This window comes from Vibrio sp. R12-SW3-ISO1 (assembly GCF_059834005.1).
Window position 1 is genome coordinate 1 of sequence record NZ_JCBDGK010000027.1, and the last position, 21,131, is coordinate 21,131.

The 21,131-nt window shown below is 50.1% G+C and carries 21 protein-coding genes; 11 read left to right on the plus strand and 10 right to left on the minus strand.

Going from position 1 to position 21,131, the window contains the following annotated elements:
* Both AC6R0R_RS08275 and AC6R0R_RS08280 read left to right on the plus strand, forming a co-directional pair.
* Positions 1-268: EAL domain-containing protein (locus tag AC6R0R_RS08275; protein ID WP_500626349.1), on the plus strand; the 268-nt coding region annotated here is incomplete at its 5' end.
* A gap of 8 nt (positions 269-276) precedes the next feature.
* Entirely contained in the window at positions 277-693 is a 417-nt protein-coding gene (locus tag AC6R0R_RS08280; protein WP_500626350.1) for a ribosome recycling factor family protein, read from the plus strand.
* Between the two features lie 11 nt (positions 694-704).
* Here the strand turns inward: AC6R0R_RS08280 and paeA are convergent, their stop codons facing one another.
* Entirely contained in the window at positions 705-2,009 is a 1,305-nt protein-coding gene (gene paeA, locus AC6R0R_RS08285) for a polyamine export protein PaeA (protein ID WP_334550554.1), read from the minus strand.
* Between the two features lie 162 nt (positions 2,010-2,171).
* Between paeA and AC6R0R_RS08290 the strand changes: the two genes are divergently transcribed.
* Together AC6R0R_RS08290 and AC6R0R_RS08295 are read left to right on the plus strand one after the other, a co-directional pair.
* Positions 2,172-2,567 carry a DUF2391 family protein gene (locus AC6R0R_RS08290; protein WP_334550553.1) on the plus strand — a complete coding sequence of 132 codons (396 nt, stop codon included), beginning with the start codon at positions 2,172-2,174 and terminating at the stop codon, positions 2,565-2,567.
* Positions 2,568-2,570: 3 nt separating this feature from the next.
* On the plus strand, positions 2,571-2,816 hold the full coding sequence (locus tag AC6R0R_RS08295) for a Rho-binding antiterminator (protein ID WP_500626351.1): 246 nt from the start codon (positions 2,571-2,573) through the stop codon (positions 2,814-2,816).
* A gap of 59 nt (positions 2,817-2,875) precedes the next feature.
* Here AC6R0R_RS08295 and AC6R0R_RS08300 read toward each other — a convergent pair whose 3' ends face one another.
* Positions 2,876-3,985, minus strand: a complete 1,110-nt coding sequence (locus tag AC6R0R_RS08300; protein ID WP_500626352.1) for a M20/M25/M40 family metallo-hydrolase — start codon at positions 3,983-3,985, stop codon at positions 2,876-2,878.
* A gap of 368 nt (positions 3,986-4,353) precedes the next feature.
* Between AC6R0R_RS08300 and hppD the strand changes: the two genes are divergently transcribed.
* Genes hppD through maiA form a run of 4 tightly spaced genes read left to right on the plus strand, consistent with a single transcriptional unit; the run spans position 4,354 to position 8,227 of the window.
* Complete coding sequence (gene hppD, locus AC6R0R_RS08305; RefSeq protein ID WP_500626353.1) at positions 4,354-5,427, plus strand: 4-hydroxyphenylpyruvate dioxygenase; 1,074 nt, start codon at positions 4,354-4,356, stop codon at positions 5,425-5,427.
* Complete coding sequence (locus AC6R0R_RS08310) at positions 5,420-6,568, plus strand: homogentisate 1,2-dioxygenase (RefSeq protein WP_500626354.1); 1,149 nt, start codon at positions 5,420-5,422, stop codon at positions 6,566-6,568. The genes hppD and AC6R0R_RS08310 overlap by 8 nt, the downstream gene beginning before the upstream one ends.
* Entirely contained in the window at positions 6,565-7,578 is a 1,014-nt protein-coding gene (locus AC6R0R_RS08315) for a fumarylacetoacetate hydrolase family protein (protein WP_500626355.1), read from the plus strand. The genes AC6R0R_RS08310 and AC6R0R_RS08315 overlap by 4 nt, the downstream gene beginning before the upstream one ends.
* Complete coding sequence (gene maiA / locus AC6R0R_RS08320; RefSeq protein WP_500626356.1) at positions 7,571-8,227, plus strand: maleylacetoacetate isomerase; 657 nt, start codon at positions 7,571-7,573, stop codon at positions 8,225-8,227. The genes AC6R0R_RS08315 and maiA overlap by 8 nt, the downstream gene beginning before the upstream one ends.
* A gap of 90 nt (positions 8,228-8,317) precedes the next feature.
* On the opposite strand, the gene AC6R0R_RS08325 is transcribed toward maiA, so the two are convergent.
* The 4 genes from AC6R0R_RS08325 to AC6R0R_RS08340 all read right to left on the minus strand — a co-directional run bounded on the left by AC6R0R_RS08325 (position 8,318) and on the right by AC6R0R_RS08340 (position 11,424).
* Positions 8,318-8,500, minus strand: a complete 183-nt coding sequence (locus tag AC6R0R_RS08325) for a hypothetical protein (RefSeq protein WP_334550546.1) — start codon at positions 8,498-8,500, stop codon at positions 8,318-8,320.
* 184 nt (positions 8,501-8,684) lie between these two features.
* On the minus strand, positions 8,685-9,746 hold the full coding sequence (locus tag AC6R0R_RS08330; protein WP_500626357.1) for a tetratricopeptide repeat protein: 1,062 nt from the start codon (positions 9,744-9,746) through the stop codon (positions 8,685-8,687).
* Positions 9,747-9,909: 163 nt separating this feature from the next.
* A complete protein-coding gene (locus AC6R0R_RS08335) occupies positions 9,910-10,593 on the minus strand; it encodes a DUF2786 domain-containing protein (RefSeq protein ID WP_334550544.1) in 684 nt (227 codons plus the stop codon).
* Between the two features lie 147 nt (positions 10,594-10,740).
* On the minus strand, positions 10,741-11,424 hold the full coding sequence (locus AC6R0R_RS08340; protein WP_334551461.1) for a DUF3334 family protein: 684 nt from the start codon (positions 11,422-11,424) through the stop codon (positions 10,741-10,743).
* Positions 11,425-11,624: 200 nt separating this feature from the next.
* On the opposite strand from AC6R0R_RS08340, the gene ydiJ reads away from it, so the two are divergent.
* From ydiJ to AC6R0R_RS08355, 3 genes are all read left to right on the plus strand, one after another.
* The gene (gene ydiJ / locus AC6R0R_RS08345) at positions 11,625-14,672 is read left to right on the plus strand and encodes a D-2-hydroxyglutarate dehydrogenase YdiJ (protein WP_500626358.1); all 3,048 of its coding nucleotides are present in this window, start codon (positions 11,625-11,627) and stop codon (positions 14,670-14,672) included.
* A gap of 112 nt (positions 14,673-14,784) precedes the next feature.
* Positions 14,785-15,246, plus strand: a complete 462-nt coding sequence (locus AC6R0R_RS08350; RefSeq protein WP_500626359.1) for a methyltransferase family protein — start codon at positions 14,785-14,787, stop codon at positions 15,244-15,246.
* Between the two features lie 475 nt (positions 15,247-15,721).
* Entirely contained in the window at positions 15,722-16,558 is an 837-nt protein-coding gene (locus AC6R0R_RS08355) for a DUF2971 domain-containing protein (RefSeq protein WP_500626360.1), read from the plus strand.
* Positions 16,559-16,796: 238 nt separating this feature from the next.
* Here AC6R0R_RS08355 and AC6R0R_RS08360 read toward each other — a convergent pair whose 3' ends face one another.
* From AC6R0R_RS08360 to AC6R0R_RS08375, 4 genes are all read right to left on the minus strand, one after another.
* Positions 16,797-17,522, minus strand: a complete 726-nt coding sequence (locus tag AC6R0R_RS08360) for a DUF3581 domain-containing protein (protein ID WP_500626361.1) — start codon at positions 17,520-17,522, stop codon at positions 16,797-16,799.
* A 152-nt stretch (positions 17,523-17,674) separates the two neighbouring features.
* Entirely contained in the window at positions 17,675-19,213 is a 1,539-nt protein-coding gene (gene hutH, locus AC6R0R_RS08365) for a histidine ammonia-lyase (RefSeq protein ID WP_500626362.1), read from the minus strand.
* 19 nt (positions 19,214-19,232) lie between these two features.
* Entirely contained in the window at positions 19,233-20,933 is a 1,701-nt protein-coding gene (gene hutU / locus AC6R0R_RS08370; RefSeq protein ID WP_500626363.1) for a urocanate hydratase, read from the minus strand.
* Positions 20,930-21,131 (minus strand): arginase family protein (locus AC6R0R_RS08375; RefSeq protein ID WP_500626364.1); only part of this gene is annotated, 202 nt, incomplete at its 5' end. The genes AC6R0R_RS08375 and hutU, both read right to left, overlap by 4 nt.

The window sequence follows — 21,131 nt, forward strand, 5'->3', positions numbered from 1 at the left end:
GAAGCGTTTGCCCATTGATGTACTTAAAATCGATAAGTCATTTGTTGATGATTGCACCACTGACATCACCGATCACATGTTGGTGCGAACCATTATTCAGATGGGGCAAAACCTAGGTAAATCGGTCGTGGCAGAAGGTGTTGAGACCTCTGAGCAATTATCTCTACTGTTTAATGAAGGGTGTGATGAGTATCAAGGCTACTTTTTCTCAAAACCGCTGGACGCACAGGCCTTTTACGATAAAGTGACCCAATCCAACGTCCACTGATCTCTGTTATGACTCTTCAAGCTGACCTTGTGACACTCGCGCTGCCCTCATTGGTGCAAAAACTGGGAAGAGAGAAGTGTCAAAACCTCAAACGACTCGCGCAGCAGCACCACTGTGTGTTGAGCCGTGTTAGGCGTTCACGCCACTGGCAGTTGGTGGGGGAAGAGAGGGCGCTCAATGCACTCTGTCATGAATTGCTTAGCCGCGAAGATAGCTGCGAAGATTATGCCTACGTTAGGCAAAAAATTGACACGCTCATCAATGCGCGAGTCGCCGCGCGTGCCCCTGCGCCGTTGCCACTCAACATCCAGCTTGCTCAGCTTATCGCCTGTAATCCCAATATCACCTTAACGGAACTGATTGAGAAAACGGACTGCACACTCGCTCAAGCGAGGGCCGCCCGTTTTCAAGAGGAGTCTTGGTAACGGTTGGTGCGTTACTGCTCGTCGTCTTTTTGTTCCACTCGAGTGACCAGCAATTGGTCTACTTTATGGTCATCGATGTCGACCACCTCAAATTTGTAGCCAGAGTAGGTCACCGAATCAGTGCGTCGCGGAATTTTCTTTAACATAAACATCATAAATCCGGCGATGGTTTCGTAGTTTTGTGAATGGGGCAGTTCGTCAATTTGCAGTGTGCGCATCACATCGGTGATCGGCGTGACACCATCGACCAGCCAAGAATGCTCGTCACGGGCGACAATTTGCTCTTCTCCTTCGGCCAACACCCAACTGCCCATCACGGCGCTTTGCAAGTCATTGAAAGTCACAACACCCATGACCAAGGCGTATTCGTTCATCACCACAGAGAAGTCGACGCGATTGGATTTAAAGTATTCCAACGCTTCCGATAGGCTCAAGGTGTCAGGGATGATGGGGCAGGTTTGCACCACGCTGCTGCTTTTGAGATCCAACGTTTGCTCATTAATGAGGCGGATCAACAGTTCGGTTGAATTGACAAAGCCTTTGATCGCATCGAGTTGGCCATCACAGACTAGAAATTTGTGATGAGGGTTGTCGGCGATCTTGCGCTTAAGCATGGTTTCATCGTCATCAAGTGAGAGAAACGCGATGTCTTCGCGCGGAGTCATGGCAGACGTAACCGGGATCGATTGCATCTGAAACACGCTTTCCATCATTTGCTGCTCGTTGGTATCGAGGACGCCTGCTTCGGCTCCTGCATCCATGACGGCATAGATGTCATCACTGGTGATGTCATCATTGCGTTCGGCAGGGACGCGCAATAGGCGAAAAATCAGCGTCGCCAAACCGTTAAACACCAATACGATGGGTTTGAGGATCAGAATGCACACCAAGAGTGGTTTGACGAGGGCCAGCGCGACGGTTTCAGGCATCGCCATCGCAATGCGCTTAGGCATCAGATCGGCGAACAAAATAAACAGGCTAGTGACCAAGGTAAAAGAGAGCACAAAGCTGGCCTGCGCGATCCACGCAGCGGGCACCCAGTGGCTCAACATAGCGGCGATATACGGGGTAAACGCCGATTCACCGACGATACCGCCCATGATAGCCACAGCATTGAGGCCAATTTGCACTACGGTAAAAAAGTTACCCGGATGGGTTTGTAGCCCTAGGACTAAGGTCGCGCGGTGATCGCCATCGTCAGCGAGTTGGCGCAGACGAATTTTACGCGCCGCAGCCAACGAGATTTCTGACATGGAGAAAAAGCAACTGGTTAAGATCAGCGCCATGATAATGGAGAGGTTTTCAAGTAGACTCATGGAGGCTATCCGAATAGAAAAGTTGCGCCATTCTAGCCACAACTGACCACGATATTGGGAAAACTTCCACGAAATCATTTTGTCGTGACGATAACGGATCTAGCGCTTTATCGTCTTCGTCTTATCAACTAAGCTTGATAGAAAATCGTGCGGGATAAGTGAATGAAATATAGCTTTAATTTCGAAGATGCGAGCCAGATATTTGTCGGCGCGTTTGCGCTTGCTGTGCCGATTTCGTTCTCTGAAGAGGCATGGCGTTTGGGTGAAACCTTACCGCCGCTCAATTTGTTTCTCCTGTTTTCGCTCTCGGTGGTGTTTTTAACCCTGTTTACCTATCAAAGCGTATTCCAAAGTAACGTTCAGACGCGCAAATGGGAGTTTGTTGCGCGCATCGTCGCGGCGTATTTGATTGCGGCGTGTGTGGTCGCCTTAGTGCTGGTCTGTCTGGATAAGTTGCCCCTGATGGAAGACCCCATCACCTCATTTAAGCGCGTGGTGGTGATCACTATGCCAGCCTCGATGGGTGCCATCGTGGTCGACAGTTTCGATAAGGAGTGATGCATGATACGTTGCAGTGACTATGACTATATTGAAATTGTTTGCCTCTACCGTTATCCCGTGCGTTTGACACTCAAAGATGGGACCGAGATGGAAGGGATTGCGCTGGATACGCGCCGAGATGAGAGCAGGCGAGAAGCCATGCTGATCAGCATCCATCAACAAGAGCGTTTGGTGGTGCTCGATGAGATCAAACAGTTGTCAGTTTTGGTGGAAAATCCGCATTTTCGCGACATCACATTGAGATAAAACCCATCCGTTTCCTTACTTGGATAAAACAGATGGGCTTGTCTGTGCCTTTGGCCCGTTTACGCTTGAGTCACGTAGTGCTGAACAAACTCGGTCACTTTCACCATGTCATCAATGGCGATGTACTCTTCCGTCGTGTGCACTTTCGCCATACCCGTTGAGATGTTCACGGTCGTTAGCCCTTTGGCGTTAAAGTTGTTGGCGTCACTGCCACCACCGGTGCCTTTGGTGAATGGCTGTGCGCCAATTGCGTCAAAAGAGGCTTTAACCGATTGAATCAATGGTGACGCTTCGTCGATGACAAAGGCGTTGTAAGCACGTGTCGATTCAATTTCAACCTGTGCGCCGTGGGCGTCAGCGGCGCGCTGGAAAGTCTCAATCATATGCTCAACTTGCGCGTCGAGTTTGTCGCCATTGAGCGAGCGCGCTTCGGCCACTACCGTCAGTTCAGGCATCACAATATTGGTGGCGTTGCCCCCTTCGACAATCCCGATGTTGGCGGTGGTCTCTTCATCAATGCGCAGCAGCTTCATTTGCGTGATCGCCTCTGCGGCAACTTGAATGGCACTGATGCCTTCTTCTGGCGCAAGACCTGCGTGTGCAGGGCGGCCGATAAATTTCGCGACGATTTTCTGTTGACCCGGGGCGGCATTGACAATGGTGCCAATCGGGCCGCCGGTATCAAGTACGATGGCGTGGTTGGACTCGATAAAGCTCATATCAAAATGCTCAGAGCCAAATAGGCCACCTTCTTCATGCACGGTGAAAGCAAGCTCAATGGTTTTGTGCGTTTGATTGTGCTCTTTTAGCACGCGCACCGCTTCCATGATAGCGGCAATGCCCGATTTGTCGTCGCCACCTAGGATGGTCTCTCCTTTAGAGCGAATAATGCCGTCTTCAATCACAGGTTCAATACCGATGCCTGGCGTAACGGTGTCCATGTGACAGCTGAACGCGATGCTACCTGCTAGGCTGCCTTCCAATTTCGCATACAGGTTATGACCGTTAGAAATATGAGCAGGGACGGGCAGTTTGTGTACGGTGAAACCGAGCTCGCCGAGCTGCTCTGCTAGGTGTTCAGAAATCTGTTTTTCATTGCCTGTCTCACTGTCGATTTTAACAAGCTCAATAAAATGCTCGACCAAGCGCGATGGGTTGATGTGACTCATGGTCTACCTCATGGGTTGTGGTGAGGGGGATAGATGCGGTTAGCCTAATGAGAGCGAGCGCCATGACGCTGCGCCAAATCAAATCGAAGGCGGATTTGACTCAATCTTGACTTAAGTGGCGAGGAGTTCGCCACTGCTTAAGGAAATTTATCACACAAGAGTGATTGTAAAATAATTGTTACTGTCCTTGGGCGGGCTTGGGATAGTTAAATCATGTGTTTATGGTGATTTCGTTGTGGTGTTACATTTATTTTACATTTCGAGGTGGTTTTTTGAATGGGCGCCAAATCGCGCCTCGATATTTCATTAATCGCATCGATGGGCGAATTTAAAGGCGATAGAAATCAACAACAGGTGAGGATAACACCATGAATACGGCACTAAACCCGTTAGGCACAGACGGATTTGAATTTGTTGAATATACCGCTGCTGATGAAAAAGGCATTCAAGATCTGAAAGCGCTGTTTGCGTCACTCGGCTTTGCAGAGGTAGCCAAGCATCGCTCAAAAGAGGCGTGGTTGTATCGTCAAGGGGACGTCAATTTTATCGTCAACGCTGAGCCTCACAGTCAAGCTGAGCAGTTCTCGCGCCTACATGGCCCTTCGGTTTGCGGCATGGCGTTTCGAGTCAAAGATGCTGCCAAGGCACTTGAGCATGCGTTAAACAACGGCGCCAAGCGCTATGTCACCGAAATTGGTCCTATGGAGCTCTCCATTCCGGCGGTGTACGGCATTGGTGATAGCTTGCTCTACTTCGTTGACCGCTACCAAGACGGCAGTATCTATGATGTGGATTTCCGATTCTATGCCGATGCTGACGAGCGCATGAACACTATGGATGTTGGGCTGTTTGAAATCGATCACCTCACGCACAACGTCAAGCAAGGCAACATGGACACCTGGGCTGGATTTTACGAACGGATCGGTAACTTTAAAGAGATTCGTTACTTTGATATTGAAGGCAAGTTGACCGGTCTTGTGAGTCGAGCGATTACCGCGCCGTGTGGCAAGATTCGTATCCCAATCAACGAATCGTCTGACGACAAATCGCAGATTGAAGAGTTTATTCGTGAGTACAACGGCGAAGGCATTCAACACATTGCGCTGAGCACCAACGACATCTACCAAACGGTGCAGACTCTGCGCGATCGCGGCATGGACTTCATGCCTACCCCTGATACCTATTATGAAAAAGTAAATCAGCGTGTTGAGGGGCACAGTGAGGATCTCGCACGCCTGCGTGAGCTGCAAATTCTTATCGATGGCGCGCCGATGAAAGACGGCATATTGCTGCAAATTTTCACCCAAACGGTGATTGGTCCGGTGTTTTTTGAAATCATTCAACGTAAAGGCAATGAAGGATTCGGTGAAGGCAATTTCAAGGCGCTGTTTGAATCCATCGAAGAAGATCAAATTCGTCGCGGGGTACTGAGTGATGCGTAAATGGATCACCTTTCCGCATCGGGAGGGCGTCTGTTCTAAGCAAGCCCATGCGGATTTTCCTGAAGAGGCCATTTTTGAGCGAGAGGCCGGTCGCAGTGGATTTTTCGGTCCTGCCAGTCACTTTCATCATCGACACGCGCCGACGGGATGGAACGAATGGCAAGGGGATCTTAAGCCACGCGCGTTCAACTTCAATCAGGTAGACAGGGCGCGTCAGTCCTCCCCTTGGCAAGTGCCGACGCTGTTACACAATCGCCATTGTAAGGTTCGAGTCTGGCTCTGCGAGCAGTCGATGCGTCATTTGGTGCGCAACGCCGATGGTGACGACCTGCTGTTTATTCACCAAGGCAGTGGGGATCTCTATTGCGACTACGGTCACTTGTCGGTGCGTGAAGGGGATTACGTGATGATTCCACGTTCGACGTCTTGGCGCCTAGAGATCTCAGAACCCATGTTTGTGTTGATGATTGAAAACAGCGATGCCGCCTATTCGCTACCAGAGAAAGGCATGGTCGGCAATCACGCAGTATTTGATCCAGCGGTGCTCGATGTGCCCAGTATTGATGAGGCGTTTAAAGCGCAGTATTCAGAGCAAACCACAGAGGTACACATCAAACGCCACGAACAGGTGAGTGTGGTGACCTATCCGTTTAATCCTTTGGATGCGATTGGTTGGCATGGTGACTTATCCGTGGTGCGAGTCAACTGGCGTGATATTCGGCCATTGATGTCACATCGTTATCACCTGCCGCCATCGGCGCATACCACCTTTGTTGGCGAAGGATTTGTCGTCTGTACGTTCGTGCCGCGCCCAATTGAAAGCGATCCCGGTGCGTTGAAAGTACCGTTTTTTCATAACAATGATGACTATGACGAAGTGCTGTTCTACCACGCCGGAGATTTTTTTAGTCGCGACAATATCGAAGCAGGCATGGTGACCTTTCACCCCGCAGGGTTTACTCACGGGCCGCACCCCAAGGCGTTTCAGGCCGGTCAAGCCCATAAGAAAACCTTCACCGACGAAGTAGCGGTCATGATCGATACCCGACATGCGCTCGACATCGGTCAAGTGGCGAGTGAGGTGGAGAATATTGATTATGTCTACAGTTGGCGTCAGCCCACGGGCAAGGAGGAAGTATGAAACTCGCCAGTTTGAAAAATGGAACACGCGATGGTTGCCTTGTTGTGGTTAGCAAGGATTTAAGCCGTTATTTGGATGTCTCAGACATTGCGCCGACCTTGCAAGCCGCGCTTGATGATTGGTCCAGCGTGGCGCCGCAGCTTGAGACGCAATATCAACGTTTGAACCTAGGCGAAGCCAGAGATTCGCTGGCGTTTTCGGCTCAGCAGTGTGAGTCTCCTTTGCCACGTGCGTATCAATGGGCCGACGGCTCTGCGTACGTCAACCACGTCGAATTGGTGCGCAAAGCGCGCGGCGCGGAGATGCCGCCCAGTTTTTGGACCGATCCACTGATGTATCAAGGTGGGTCGGATCACTTTATTGGTCCAACCGATGACATCCCATTGGGGGATGAAGCTTGGGGTATCGACTTTGAAGGGGAAGTGGCCGTCATCACAGGTGATGTGCCGATGGGCGTCAGCGCTGAGGAGGCCAAATCTTCAATTCGGTTGTTAATGTTGGTCAATGATGTCTCGTTGCGCGGTTTGATCCCCAATGAGTTGGCAAAAGGTTTTGGCTTTTTTCAATCCAAACCGTCGTCGGTGTTTTCTCCGGTCGCGGTCACCCCGGATGAGCTAGGCGACGCGTGGGATGGCGCAAAGTTGGCGTTGCCGTTGCTGAGCCACTTCAATAACGAACCGTTTGGCTGCCCTAACGCTGGTGTGGACATGACCTTTGAGTTCCCTGAGCTTATCGCGCACGCTGCAGCAACACGCCCACTGGGCGCCGGAACCATTATTGGCTCAGGCACCGTTTCCAACAAGCAAGGCACGGATTACGGCACATCTATTCTGGAGGGAGGTGTTGGCTATTCCTGCATTGCCGAGTTGCGAATGATTGAAACTATCCGCGATGGTCAGCCTGCCACCGCTTTTATGCGTTTTGGCGATCGCATCAAAATAGAGATGCTCGATGAGCAGGGCGTGTCGATCTTTGGCGCTATTGATCAACAGGTTGTGCGCTATGAGTGAGCGGATTCTTTACGATTACTGGCGTTCCTCTGCGGCGTATCGAGTCCGAATTGCCCTCAACCTAAAAGGTTTGAGCTATCAGTCACGCCCAATTCATCTGGTCAAAGAGGGTGGTGAGCAGCACAGCGAGGCGTATCAAGCGCTCAATCCTGCGAAGTTAGTCCCTGTGCTGGTGGAGGGTGATAGGCGCATTCACCAGTCACTGGCGATTATTGAGTATCTTGATGAAACCTATCCACACTCAAGATTGATTCCTCCATCAGGTGACGAGCGATATTGGGTCAAAGCTTTGGCCTTAGATATTGCCGCGGATCTTCATCCTATCAATAACTTGCGCGTGCTCCAGTACCTCACTTCGACATTGCACGTCAGCGAAGAGCAAAAACAGCAGTGGTACCGACACTGGATTGAAGTCGCGTTTGAGGCGCTTGAGTCACGTATTAGCGAGCGTCGCGGCTGCTACTGTGTCGGGGATGAAGTCACCTTCGTGGACGTCTGTTTGGTGCCGCAGGTCTATAACGCACAGCGCTTTGACCTTGATATGCGGCGCTATCCCAACATTGCGGATGTGACGGCGTCACTTGGTAAGTTGGCGGCGTTCGCTCGCGCACGACCTGAGTGTCAAGCCGATGCACCAGAGAACGAGTAAAACGCCAAAATAGTAGAAAACCAGAGACTAAAAAGCCACTCGTTGAGAGTGGCTTGTCGTCCTTGAGAGAAGTGCTGATAACTGTCTAACTCACAGTGAGTGTGATAGGCGCTCGCGTTGGCGCAGCTCGGCAAGATTGAATTGACGCACATCCAGTGTCGCGTATTCAAAACACTCTTTGCAAGAGTGGTGGTACTTGCCATCGACATAATCATGCTTGGTGAGTAGGCTGGGCTTTTTACACCAGTCACATACTCCTTCGATCGTAAACATCTCGTTCTCCCCATCTTACCTGAGTCTGTTTGTCTTGCTCAGGTTTATTGTCGGGCAGGATTATGACATACAGAACACGGTTAGGTTAATGATTTGTTATCGAAATGGGATGGAGATCGATTGCGCGACGCCGAGTTTTAAACGCTTGATGAAAACTTGAACAGGATGCGCTGAGCAAATGTAACTATTTGTTAACCTCATTAATCAGAAGCTTGAGCGCACCGTTAAGACGCTTCATTTCCTCTTCGCTGCCTTTGAGATCCGGGTGATAAATCTTACTCAATTGCTTGTAACGTACTTTGATTTCACGCTCACTGGGCAATTGTGAGGGCTTAAAGCCAAACATTGCACTGGCTAAGTAAACCGGTGAAGGCGCCGCAGGTTTGCTCTGCGTTGGACGAGTGGGAGAAACCTTGCTCTGCCCTTGCAGCTTTTTAAATTCACGGTAGAGAGTTTCAAGCTGGCGCTTTTGCTGCTTGAGCAGGGCATCTTGCTCCTTAACTCTGGTCTGCATTTTAGAGTTTTGAGCATGACCTTGTTGCTCAGTTGCAGTGCGCTGGTGTACTAAACCTCTTTGCTTGCGCCACAACCAAATGCAAAGGCCACTTGTTAGCAGGCAAAGACCCATCAAGCCGAACAAAACACCATCGTGCTCTTGGCTGGCGTCGATGGTTTGGGCTTGAGGGCTGAGGGTGATGGATTCATCGTCAAAGGCAACGTCTAGTTGACTGATGGCCGCTACTTGCTTGGCTCTCCTGGCGTTAAATTGTGCTTCTAAGACGCGGTTGTATCCGTTTTCGGCGTCACTTTGTAAGCTTGGGTCAGTGGCATTTTGCGCAGCGAGTTGAAACCACACCTTTGCAAGATCAAGGTTGTCGGGTTGTACTGACAGTTGCTCATAGAGTCGGCCAAGTTGCAGCTGAGCTTGAGCGTCCTCGGCCAATGCCAATTTAGTAAGCCAGAAGAGCGCTTTTTCTAGGTCGGGTCTGACGCCGTTCTTGTCAAGTGACAAGCTGGCCAATTCAAACGCAGCTTGACGGTTACCCCCTTGCGCCGATGTTTCGAGCCAATAGAGGGCATCATCGATCGTTTGTTGATCGGGGTTTTCTTGTGCAAGGTAAGTGCTGGCGAGTTGGAACTGAGCGTGAACATTATTCGCTTGGGCCTGCTGCTGAAGCTCTTCAAGCGTATTGGCCCAGAGTGAGGTGCTCAGAATAAGGAAAAGTAAAGCCGCAAATCGAGTCAAAAACAACGTCCGTTTGGTAAAGTTGACCAGTGATACCTTTGATTATACTCAGCCGCGCAAAGATGTGTATGCATCTTAACCAAGTTGGTGAGTGCGCGGCGTCGCTTTTCTCTAATGCCGTTGCCGATTTAGCGTTAAAGAATCGGGCTAGCGGACTCTTGGGTTAACGCAGTAGCTTTGGTGCTTGTCCACCGTCGATCGGGCGATTGACCGATACGGTTCGACCTTTCTTAAGACCCACTTCGTAATCTTCTGTGATGTTTTTCATCGCTTCACGTAACTGCTGCTTGAAGGTTTCACGATCGATGTTTTGAAACTCTTTATCGATGTAGTCATCGATTTTTTTCGCAGACTCTTCATCAGGAGAGATGATCGGCAGTTTTTCCAGCGCACCTTCCACCCATCCAGACAAAAACGAGTTCACGCGGCGAGTGACTTCGGCGTTAGATGTCCCGGTGCCTGCAAAACTGTTTCTGAAACGACCGGTCTGTTCGTTCATTTCGCGGTATACGATGTCAAAAGCGAAGGCGGCGAAGATGGCGCGATCCGCTTCGCCAATAAACTCCACGCGTTTTAAACCCTTATGGTTCAAAAGTACCGCCTCAACGCCGAATTTGGTGTTGATACCACGGATGATGCGCAGCAGATTTGAGCTGACGTTGGCAGGGAGTAAGTGTGTCGATTGGGTTTTGCCCATCTTGATGAACTCGATATCGTCCTTGTCGAGACCATATTTGAGCATCAAGCGATGTGCCATCTTGATGGCATTGGCGGCTTCGTTAACGTTGGCTGAGTTTCCGAGCTCCAGACACTTCGCTATTTTTTTGAGGGCTTTTTGTTTATCCATCGACAGCTAAGGGGTAACTAATTTAACAAAGTCGGCTATTTTAACGTGTTCTGTCATAAAACGGAAATGGTGATGTAGGAAAACGCCACCGAAAAGTCGATGGCGTTTGAAGGGGGTAAAAACCGCTGGGCTGAAAAGTTGGCGGATTTAGATACCTAGTTCGGCGAAGATGTCATCGGCATCATCATTTTTATCGGCCGATTTTTTCTCTTTGTCCTGCATCTCTTGGCGCGCTTTCTCTAGGATGCTGTCTGGCGTTTCATCTTCGTCGTGGCTTTCAAATTCTTCGAGCTGAATAAACTCAGTCTTATCCATCGCCAACTCTAAGTAGAAGATGTTGCCTTTCTCGGTCGAGAAGGTCACACGTCGCGCTTGAGGGCGATCAAGGTTGGTATCGACCGACAGAATCACCTGTTTGTTAAGTGACAGCATTTTAGGCTGGTTCTGTGTGATGTGGGTTTGCAGATCTTTGCGCACTTGGTTGGTGAACGCACCGACGAGCTGGTTCATCAGCTCACCCAGTACATCGGCCACTTCGTCGGAGGTGTGAGTGACGGCGAGCTCTTCTTCCGGCATCCCCATATTGCGCATGTAGTTGGTGTACACCTCAAGCGCGGCTTTGGCCGTAAAGTTGATCACCACCAACCCAGAAAAACCACCATCAAAGAGGACAAAACAACCGAAGTCCGGTTTTAGGCTGGTCTTGGTGATTTTCTGCACCATGGCAGAGTAGGTAATTTGAGAGCTGGTCGCAGAGGTCATAACGCCAGAAACGGACTGGCATAACTTAAGGAGAATGTCTTCTGTCGTGATGATTTTGTTTTTCTTCATTGATGAATCGCTCATAAAAGCACTTTAAATCAAGTCCATGATTTCTAAGTGTGGGAAAGAATTGCGAGAAGTTCCAATTTGACACTGCATTTCTGTTTTGATCACCCTTTTAAATGTTGTAAAGTGACCTAACTCAAATTATAACCCGAATGTATCGAACCCAATGCTGATAGGATCAGCGCAGTAGGGGCAGGAAGCAAATGTTACCAAGATTACACTCTCAACCAGATGTCGATCCCGTCGTCCTCGGTTTTCTTGATGAATTAAAACTCGCCGGCTTCAGTGGCGATATCGAAAGCCAATACTCAAGTCGCCTCGCTGTCGCCACAGACAACAGCGTCTATCAGCAACTACCGCAAGCCGTTATCCACCCGAAATCGACGCAAGATGTCGCGCTGATTGGTCAACTCGGCAGCAAAGCGGCCTATGAACGTGTCACCTTTTCACCGCGTGGTGGCGGTACCGGAACTAATGGTCAATCGCTGACGAAAGGCATCGTGGTCGATTTGTCGCGCTACATGAATAAGATTCTCGAAATCAACTCCGAAGAGGGGTGGGTGCGAGTGCAAACTGGCGTGATTAAAGATCAGCTCAATGATGCGGTGCGCCCATACGGCTACTTCTTCTCGCCAGATCTTTCCACCAGTAACCGCGCAACCTTGGGTGGCATGATCAATACCGATGCCTCGGGGCAGGGGTCACTCAAATACGGTAAAACCTCTGACCATGTCCTATCATTGCAAGCGGTGTTTGCCGATGGATCGATTCTTGAGTCGGACTTATCTCATGGGCTACCGAAAGAGGGCGAGTACGCGCATCAAGCGTTAACGGTGACAGAGCAAGTGTGCCGAGACAAACGCGCGCAGATTAACGCTAAGTTCCCGCCGCTTAACCGCTTCTTAACGGGTTACGATTTAAAAAATGCGTTTGATGAAGCAAACGATACCTTCGATATTACCCGTGTGCTGTGCGGCGCAGAAGGCTCGCTCGCTTTCATCACCGAAGCCAAGCTCAATCTCACGCCAATTCCTAAAGCGCGTACCCTAGTTAACGTAAAATACGACACGTTTGATTCTGCCTTGCGCAATGCGCCGTTTATGGTGGAAGCCAAAGCGCTCTCCGTTGAGACGGTGGACTCTAAAGTGCTCAACTTAGCCAAACAAGACATTGTTTGGCATACCGTCAGCGATCTGTTAGCCGATGTGCCGGGCAAAGAGATGCAGGGCATCAACATGGTGGAGTTCGCCGGGCAAGATGAGCAGGAAGTCGCACAACAAGTGAGTGACTTGACCGCCCGTTTAGAAGAGATGCTCGCAGCGGGTGAAGCTGGGATCATTGGCTACCAAGTGTGTGATGATTTGGCGAGTATTGGCCGTATTTACAATATGCGTAAAAAAGCGGTGGGCTTGCTCGGCGCGGCGAAAGGACGCGCAAAGCCGGTCGCGTTTGCCGAAGATACGTGTGTGCCACCAGAAAACTTGGCCGATTTTATCTCAGAGTTTCGCCAACTCTTGGATGACAAACAGCTGAATTACGGCATGTTTGGCCACGTGGATGCGGGGGTATTGCATGTGCGTCCTGCGTTGGACTTGTGCGATCCGAAACAAGAAGCGCTGATGCACCAGATCTCCGATGAGGTGGTGAAGCTTGTGGCCAAATACGGCGGTCTTATGTGGGGCGAGCATGGCAAAGGCTTCCGCTCTGAATACGGTCCGGAGTTCTTCGGTCAAGAGCTCTTTACTGAGCTGCGCCGTGTTAAAGCCGCCTTTGACCCACACAACAAAATGAACCCTGGCAAAATTTGTACGCCGCTCGATAGCCAAGAGTCTTTGGTTAAAGTGACCGACACCAAACGCGGCTACTATGATCGCCAAATCGATGTACAAGTGCGAGACAGCTTTAAGCAAGCAATGGAGTGTAACGGCAACGGTCTCTGTTTTAACTATGACACCGCTTCGCCAATGTGCCCGTCGATGAAGGTCACGGCCGATCGCCGTCACTCGCCAAAAGGCCGTGCAGGGATAGTGCGAGAGTGGTTGCGCCAGTTAAGTGAGCAAAACATTAATGTGCTCGACCTGGAAAAGCAGACGCTAGAGCGCACGCCAAGCATCAAGACCATGATCGACCGTGTCCGCAATACACTCAACAAGCGTCACGAATACGATTTCTCTCACGAGGTGTTTGAGGCGATGAGTGGCTGTTTGGCCTGTAAAGCGTGTGCGAGCCAGTGTCCGATTAAAGTCGATGTGCCGAGCTTCCGCTCGCGCTTTTTGAACATCTACTACTCACGTTATCAGCGTCCAGCGAAAGATTATCTGGTGGCGAACATTGAAACCATGCTGCCTTTGATGGCAAAAGCGCCTAAGTTGGTCAACGGCGTTCTTAGCCAAAAGTGGGTACAAGAGATGACGGCAGCCACCGTCGGTTATGTGGATGCGCCTTTGCTCTCAACACCGACGCTGAAATCGCGCTTATCCGCGCTTAAGCCGTTTAATCTTCAAGAACTTGCAGCGCTCTCTGCGGATGACAAGCAAAATCACGTCGTGATCGTGCAAGACCCATTCACCAGTTACTACGACGCGCAAGTTGTGGAAGATTTTGCCAAGTTGGTACAAAAGCTCGGTAAAACGCCGATTTTGCTACCGTTTAAGCCCAACGGCAAAGCTCAGCATATCAAAGGCTTTTTGAAGCAGTTTGCCTCAAGCGCGAAAAACACCGCCGCCTTCTTGGAGCAAGTGGCCGATGTCGGCGTGCCTTTAGTCGGCGTCGATCCTGCGTTGGTTCTTTGTTACCGCGACGAATATAAAGAGGTACTTGGTGAGGCGCGCGGCGATTTTGAGGTGTTGACCGTGCATGAGTGGCTCTATCCGAAATTGTCAGAGTTTGAGGTCAACAACTCAACCCGTGATTCAGCCAACAATGACGAACCTTGGTATCTGTTTGCGCACTGCACTGAGAAAACCAAGATGCCAAACGCTGAGAAAGAGTGGGGCGCCATCTTTACTCACTTCGGCGCCAAGCTAAATACCGTGCCAGTGGGCTGCTGCGGTATGGCGGGGACGTTCGGTCACGAGGTGGATAAGCTCACCATGTCGAAAGACATTTACCAACTGAGCTGGAAGCCCAACTTAGACGCCCTGCCCAAAGAGCGCTGTTTGATCACCGGCTACTCATGCCGCAGTCAGGTCAAACGCTTTGAATCGCAGGTGACTCAGCACCCGTTACAGGCGCTGTTGCAAATCGTATAAACTGATTACGCCAACCTCACGCTCTCATTAGCCCAGAACACGCATCTGGGCTATTTTTATCATATCGGCGGGTAATAGCACTGCCCAAAACACAAATCAGTGGAGAACCAAGATGCAAAAGCTCGAACTTAAGATCCCTCCCGTCGCGGTATTTATTGCGATGTTTGTCGTGATTGCTAAAGTTGCTCAGCTCTTCCCAACGTTGCGCTTTCCACTGCCGTTTGGCTTTACCGTGTTTGCGATCTGTTTTGTTTGCGCTGGCTACGTGGGGATCACAGGCATCATCGCTTTCAAACGCGCCAAAACTACCGTTCACCCACAAAAGCCCCACGAAACATCACAAATGGTCGTGAAGGGCATTTACAGCATAACGCGCAACCCGATGTATTTAGGCTTATTCCTTCTGCTGTTCGGCTTTGCCTACTGGCAACAAAACTTGCTCTCCATCCTGCTATCATTCGGCTTTGTCCTCTACATGAATCGTTTCCAAATCGAACCCGAAGAGCGCGCCTTAGAGCAACGTTTTGGCCAAGCGTTTATTGATTACAAGCAGAGCGTGCGCCGGTGGATTTAGTGGTAAGGCGATTGTGGCGTTAATATCTGGTGGTATTAGAAGTGTTTGGTGGATGGCTCGGAAATGCCCAAAAACGAGTTAACACGTTGTCTGTGACGAAGTCAAACGTAGACTTTCTCGCCTACAAATTTTCATCCATTTCACTCAAATATTACAATTCTTTGCAATGCCTAAAAGCTGGACAGGCATACAATTATATTGAAATCACGACGATTTTTATCCCAACTTCGTGTGCGTTTTCACATTACAACATGAACAAAATACTCTTAAAATCATGTAATTAAAAATCTATGTGTTAGATAATAGGTTTGGGAAACGCACATGCGCATTTTCCCAGATGGTATATTGAGCAGATTACTGATAAGTTCATTACATACAGATAGTTAACTGTGCGCGTTTTCGCTGGTCCAACGAGGTAAACGCACATGCGCACTAATAAAATGTTACATTTCTCGGTGCCACATAGGGAGTCAGGGTGAAAACATATAAATACTTGGGGAATATATCTGCGGAGTGTTTCCTCAAAGAACAAACAATAAGGTTTTCTCAGCCCAAAGCATTTAATGATCCGTTCGAGTTACAGCCAGAATTTCATGTATTGGATGAAGAATTTGTTGAAGGGGAGGAGCGGCCATGCCAGTTCGTAATACACGGACACCAATCTTCTTATGAGAAGTATCTTCTTACCAACCACACGGCAGAAACTCAATCACGAAAATTAGATGGGAAGAACATCTTCTCGCAACTAAATGACAAGATTGGCATCTTGTGTCTTACACAAGCAGAAACACTTATGCCAGCGAATTTCCTAATGTGGGCGCACTATGCAGAGTCACACCAAGGCATAGTAATTGAGTTTAAGCCAGACAGTGAATTCATCAAAATTTCTAGTCCAGTTCACTATCTTCCTCGTAGGCCAATTATTGATGCGAAGCTTTTGTATGAAAATGAATATGTAGCTATCGAAGAACTGTATTTTAAATCTGATATTTGGTCCTATGAAAATGAAATCAGAATAACCAAGCCATTGTCTGAATGTAAAAACCTGAACATCAAAGATGCATTAGGAAATGAAATATACGTTTCCGAAATCCCACTTGATAGTATTAAATGCATCTATTTAGGTTGCAATTCGAGTGATAGAATTAAAGCAGAGGCTATCAAACTCCACCAATCATCAGGCACTAATGTCGTCTTCTTAAAAGCGCATGATGAAGAGTACAAGCTAATACCTTATACCAATCTTGGTGGTACTTGGTCAGATATTTACGAAACCAGCGAGCAGTTACTGTTCGATAGAGAAAAAATGTAACAAGTGGTTGCTAGGGACTGCTTTACGCTACGCTCCATGCAGCCCCAGAACCAGGCGTTAAACTATAGAAATTCTTATCCGAAATTTACTTGATACGGCCGACGTCTTGACACGCTTTTGTCCAAAAGCATTTTAGATTAAATCCATATAAAAAATAACTATCTTCACACATACAAAAACTACGCCCCACTATTGTGGGGCGTAGTTTTATCAATCGCTATGTAATGAGCCTAACTAATCACGCAGCAACACTAAACTGGGCAAGAAACGCGTCCTTACGCTCGTTGAAGCGATTCACCAAGTCATCGATGTCGGCTTGGTTGTATGGCTTCAGGCCGCTGGCCACCATGCGCTTGACACCTTTGCCGACAATTTCGCCATCTTCTTTAAAATCAAAGTTGAGTGTCACAACGCCGCGTTTACCTTCAACATCAAAGGTGGCGCCGGCAAAGCTGACTTCTGGGTGGGTCAGGTCTAGGCGGGTAAATTCTACTTCCATGCTTTCGTAAATCACCAAAGGACGTTGGCAGTTGATCATCATCTGCTGCTCTTCCATCAGAGGCACCATAATGTGAGGGAAGTTCATGCCGGAGAACTGTACGTAGTTTGTCACAACGTGCTCAATGAACGCGGGGTCATGGCTCACTGCGCCTTCACGGTTCATGTGCAGGTATTCTTTACCGTTGGCATCAACCACCGCGGCTTCTTTGCTGCATTTGTTCTCAATGTGCAGGGCAATGCCATCGTTCACCATACCTGAGAAGTCAAAACGCATCTTCTGGCTGACGCCCTCTTTTTGTAGCAGCACAGCAAACAATAAATCGCCGGGTACACAGAAGCGCTTGTTGTCTTCATCGTGAATAGGGTTGTAGTCACCGGCCACTTTTTTGGCGAAATGACTGGCCTGAAGGCGAGTGAATTGGAATTGCTTGTCGTTGCTAGAAAAATAAGGAGTTAAAAACATAATGTACGCTACTTAGCCAAAACTGCCGTGATTATATATGACGATTTGATTTCAATGGTCGATCCAGTTGAATTTTCACTAAACCATGACTCGTTTTGAGATGGGCCTAGAACGCAGGTGGCGTTCTAGGCATTATGTTTGAGTGTAGAGGGTTAGAGACTCGGCAGGATCTCTTGTGGCATCAGATGGTTATGAACCGCCATTTTGAGCAGGCTGTTGGCTTTTTCAATATCAGGGGCGAAGTAGCGATCTTTGTCGTAGAAGCTGACTTTCTCGCGCAAGATGCGCTTAGCCTCTTCAATACGTGGGGAAGAGGAGAGCGGGGAGCGAAAATCGATCCCTTGCGCGGCAGATAGATACTCAACGGCTAAGATACCGCGGGTATTTTCGGCCATGTCTCGAAGGCGGCGGCCGGCGAATGTCGCCATCGACACGTGATCTTCCTGGTTCGCTGAGGTTGGCAAGCTGTCCACCGAGGCAGGGTGAGCCAAGGTTTTGTTTTCGCTTGCCAGTGCCGCAGAGGTGACTTGAGCAATCATAAAGCCCGAGTTCACGCCGCCGTTGTCGACCAAAAATGGCGGCAGTTTGCTGAGCGCACTGTCAATAAGTAGCGCCATACGACGCTCAGAGAGGCTGCCAATTTCGGCAATGGCGAGCGCCAAGTTATCTGCAGCCATCGCCACTGGTTCTGCGTGAAAGTTACCGCCTGAGATGATGTCGCCGTCGTCGGCAAACACCAAGGGGTTGTCTGAGACGGAGTTGGCCTCTACCTGCAACACATCGGCCGCGTTACGAATCTGCTGCAAGCACGCGCCCATGACCTGAGGCTGGCAGCGCAGGGAGTAGGGGTCTTGCACCTTTTCACAGCCGTTGTGCGATTCACCGATTTCACTGCTGTTATCAAGCAGGTGACGAAACGCCGCAGCGGCGTCCATCTGCCCGCGATGACCCCGCACGCGATGAATGCGCGGATCAAACGGACGACGACTGCCAAGCGCTGCTTCCACCGACATCGCGCCGCACACGGTTGCTGAAGCAAACAGGTCTTCGGCTGCAAAAAGACCTTCCAACGCGAAGGCTGTGGAGGCTTGCGTGCCGTTGAGCAGAGCAAGGCCCTCTTTTGGCGCTAAGGTGATCGGTTTTAGACCCGCGATCGTCAGGGCTTCAAGACCCGAAATGATCTTGCCGTTGTGACGCGCTTGCCCTTCACCAAGCAGCACGGTGCTCATGTGAGCCAGCGGCGCTAAATCACCCGAGGCACCAACGGAGCCTTTTTGCGGCACGCAAGGGTAAACTTGCGCGTTGACCAACTCGATCAGCGCTTGGATGACACTTAGGCGGATCCCTGAGTAGCCACGCGATAAGCTATTGATTTTGAGCACCATCATCAAACGTACGGTTTCATCCGCCATCAGCTCGCCAATGCCGGCAGCGTGTGACAGTACAATGCTCTTTTGCAAGGTTTCTAAATCTTCAGGCGCAATACGCGTGTTGGCCAGTAAGCCAAAACCGGTGTTGATGCCATAGACGGTGCGATTTTCCGCGATCACCTGTTCCACCACCTGTGTACTCTCTTCAATGGCAGGGATGGCGCTGTCGTCCAGTGAAAGGTTAACTGGGCTGCGACTGATGTGGCGCAATTGATGTAAGCTGAGCTGTCCCGGCTTTAACAGTAAGTTGAGCATGTTCATATTCCTTCTCGTGCGCGGGTTATTTTAGCTTTTTCAGTTCTTCATTGAGCATAGGAAGATCTAATCCTTGCTCTGCGGCGCATTTTTTCGCGATATCGTAGCCTGCATCCGCATGGCGCATCACCCCTGTTGCAGGGTCATTGTGCAGGACACGTGCAATTCGCTCACTGGCATCTTGGCTGCCATCACAGCAAATGACCATACCCGAGTGTTGTGAAAAGCCCATACCAACACCGCCGCCATGATGCAGCGACACCCAAGTGGCGCCGCCTGCGGTATTGAGCAGTGCATTCAATAGGGGCCAATCTGAGACGGCGTCAGAGCCATCCATCATGCCTTCTGTTTCACGGTTCGGGCTGGCCACCGAGCCAGAATCAAGGTGATCGCGGCCAATCACAATCGGCGCTTTGAGTTCGCCATTTTTGACCATTTCATTGAATGCTTGGCCAAGACGCTCGCGATCTTTAAGGCCCACCCAACAAATTCGTGCCGGTAAACCTTGGAATTGAATGCGCTCGCGCGCCATATCTAGCCATTGGTGCAGGTGTGGGTTGTCGGGGATCAGCTCTTTCACTTTTTGGTCGGTTTTGTAGATATCTTCCGGATCGCCGGAGAGCGCCGCCCAGCGAAATGGCCCAATCCCTTCACAGAACAGTGGGCGAATATAGGCAGGGACAAAGCCAGGGAAATCAAACGCATTTTCGACCCCCTCTTCAAGCGCCATTTGGCGGATGTTGTTGCCGTAATCTAGGGTAGCGGCGCCGCGTGATTGCAAATCGAGCATCGCTTGCACTTGGCGCGCCATGGATTGCTTGGCCGCTTTCACCACGGCGGCTTCATCTTGTGAGCGCATTGTCGCAGCGTGTGCCATCGTCCACCCTGATGGTAAGTAGCCATTCAGAGGATCGTGTGCCGAGGTTTGATCGGTGACAACATCCGGTGTAATGCCGCGCTCAACCAACTGAGGGAAAATATCGGCGGCGTTGCCCAGTAAGCCAACAGAAATCGGCGAGGTGGCGTCTGCGATCATTGCTAGTGCTTCATCGAGCGAGGTCGCTTTCTTGTCGACGTAGCCCGTACGCAGACGGTAATCGATTCGAGATTCATCACATTCAACGGCGATCATCGAAAAGCCCGCCATCGTCGCGGCCAACGGCTGCGCACCGCCCATGCCGCCTAAGCCTCCGGTAAGCACCCAACGGCCACTGGCATCACCAGAGAAGTGTTGTTTGGCTACCGCGACAAAGGTTTCATAGGTGCCTTGGACGATCCCTTGTGAACCGATGTAAATCCAACTGCCCGCCGTCATTTGACCGTACATCATCAGCCCTTGCTTATCGAGCTCATTAAAGTGCTCCCAGTTGGCCCAATGGGGAACGAGATTCGAGTTAGCGATCAGTACGCGTGGCGCATTTTTATGAGTAGGGAACACACCAACAGGCTTGCCCGATTGCACCACTAGGGTTTGGTCGTCTTCAAGGCGCTCCAGCACCTCGACGATTTTGTCATAACACGCCCAATCGCGCGCCGCGCGCCCAATACCGCCATATACGACGAGCGCGTGTGGGTGCTCGGCCACATCGGGGTCCAAATTATTCATCAACATGCGCAGTGGCGCTTCGGTGAGCCAAGACTTCGCGCGCAAGGTTGTGCCATGTGGCGCGCGAATGGTACGCGCCGTATCAAGGCGCGGGTTGTGATGCTTGGTCGGTTGACTCATTGGGGGAACTCCTTGTTCGGTTGTTTAGTCTGGCTTGGTGTGTTCACCATGGCCTTAGCTATGTCCCAGCATAAGCGGGCTGCGAATCGCGCCGTTTGCTGGTCGATGTCAAATTTAGGGTTGTATTCGGCAATGTCGGCTAGACGCAGCTTTTCAGGCTGAGCAAGACAGAGCTGTAAAAGTGGCGATAAGGTATCA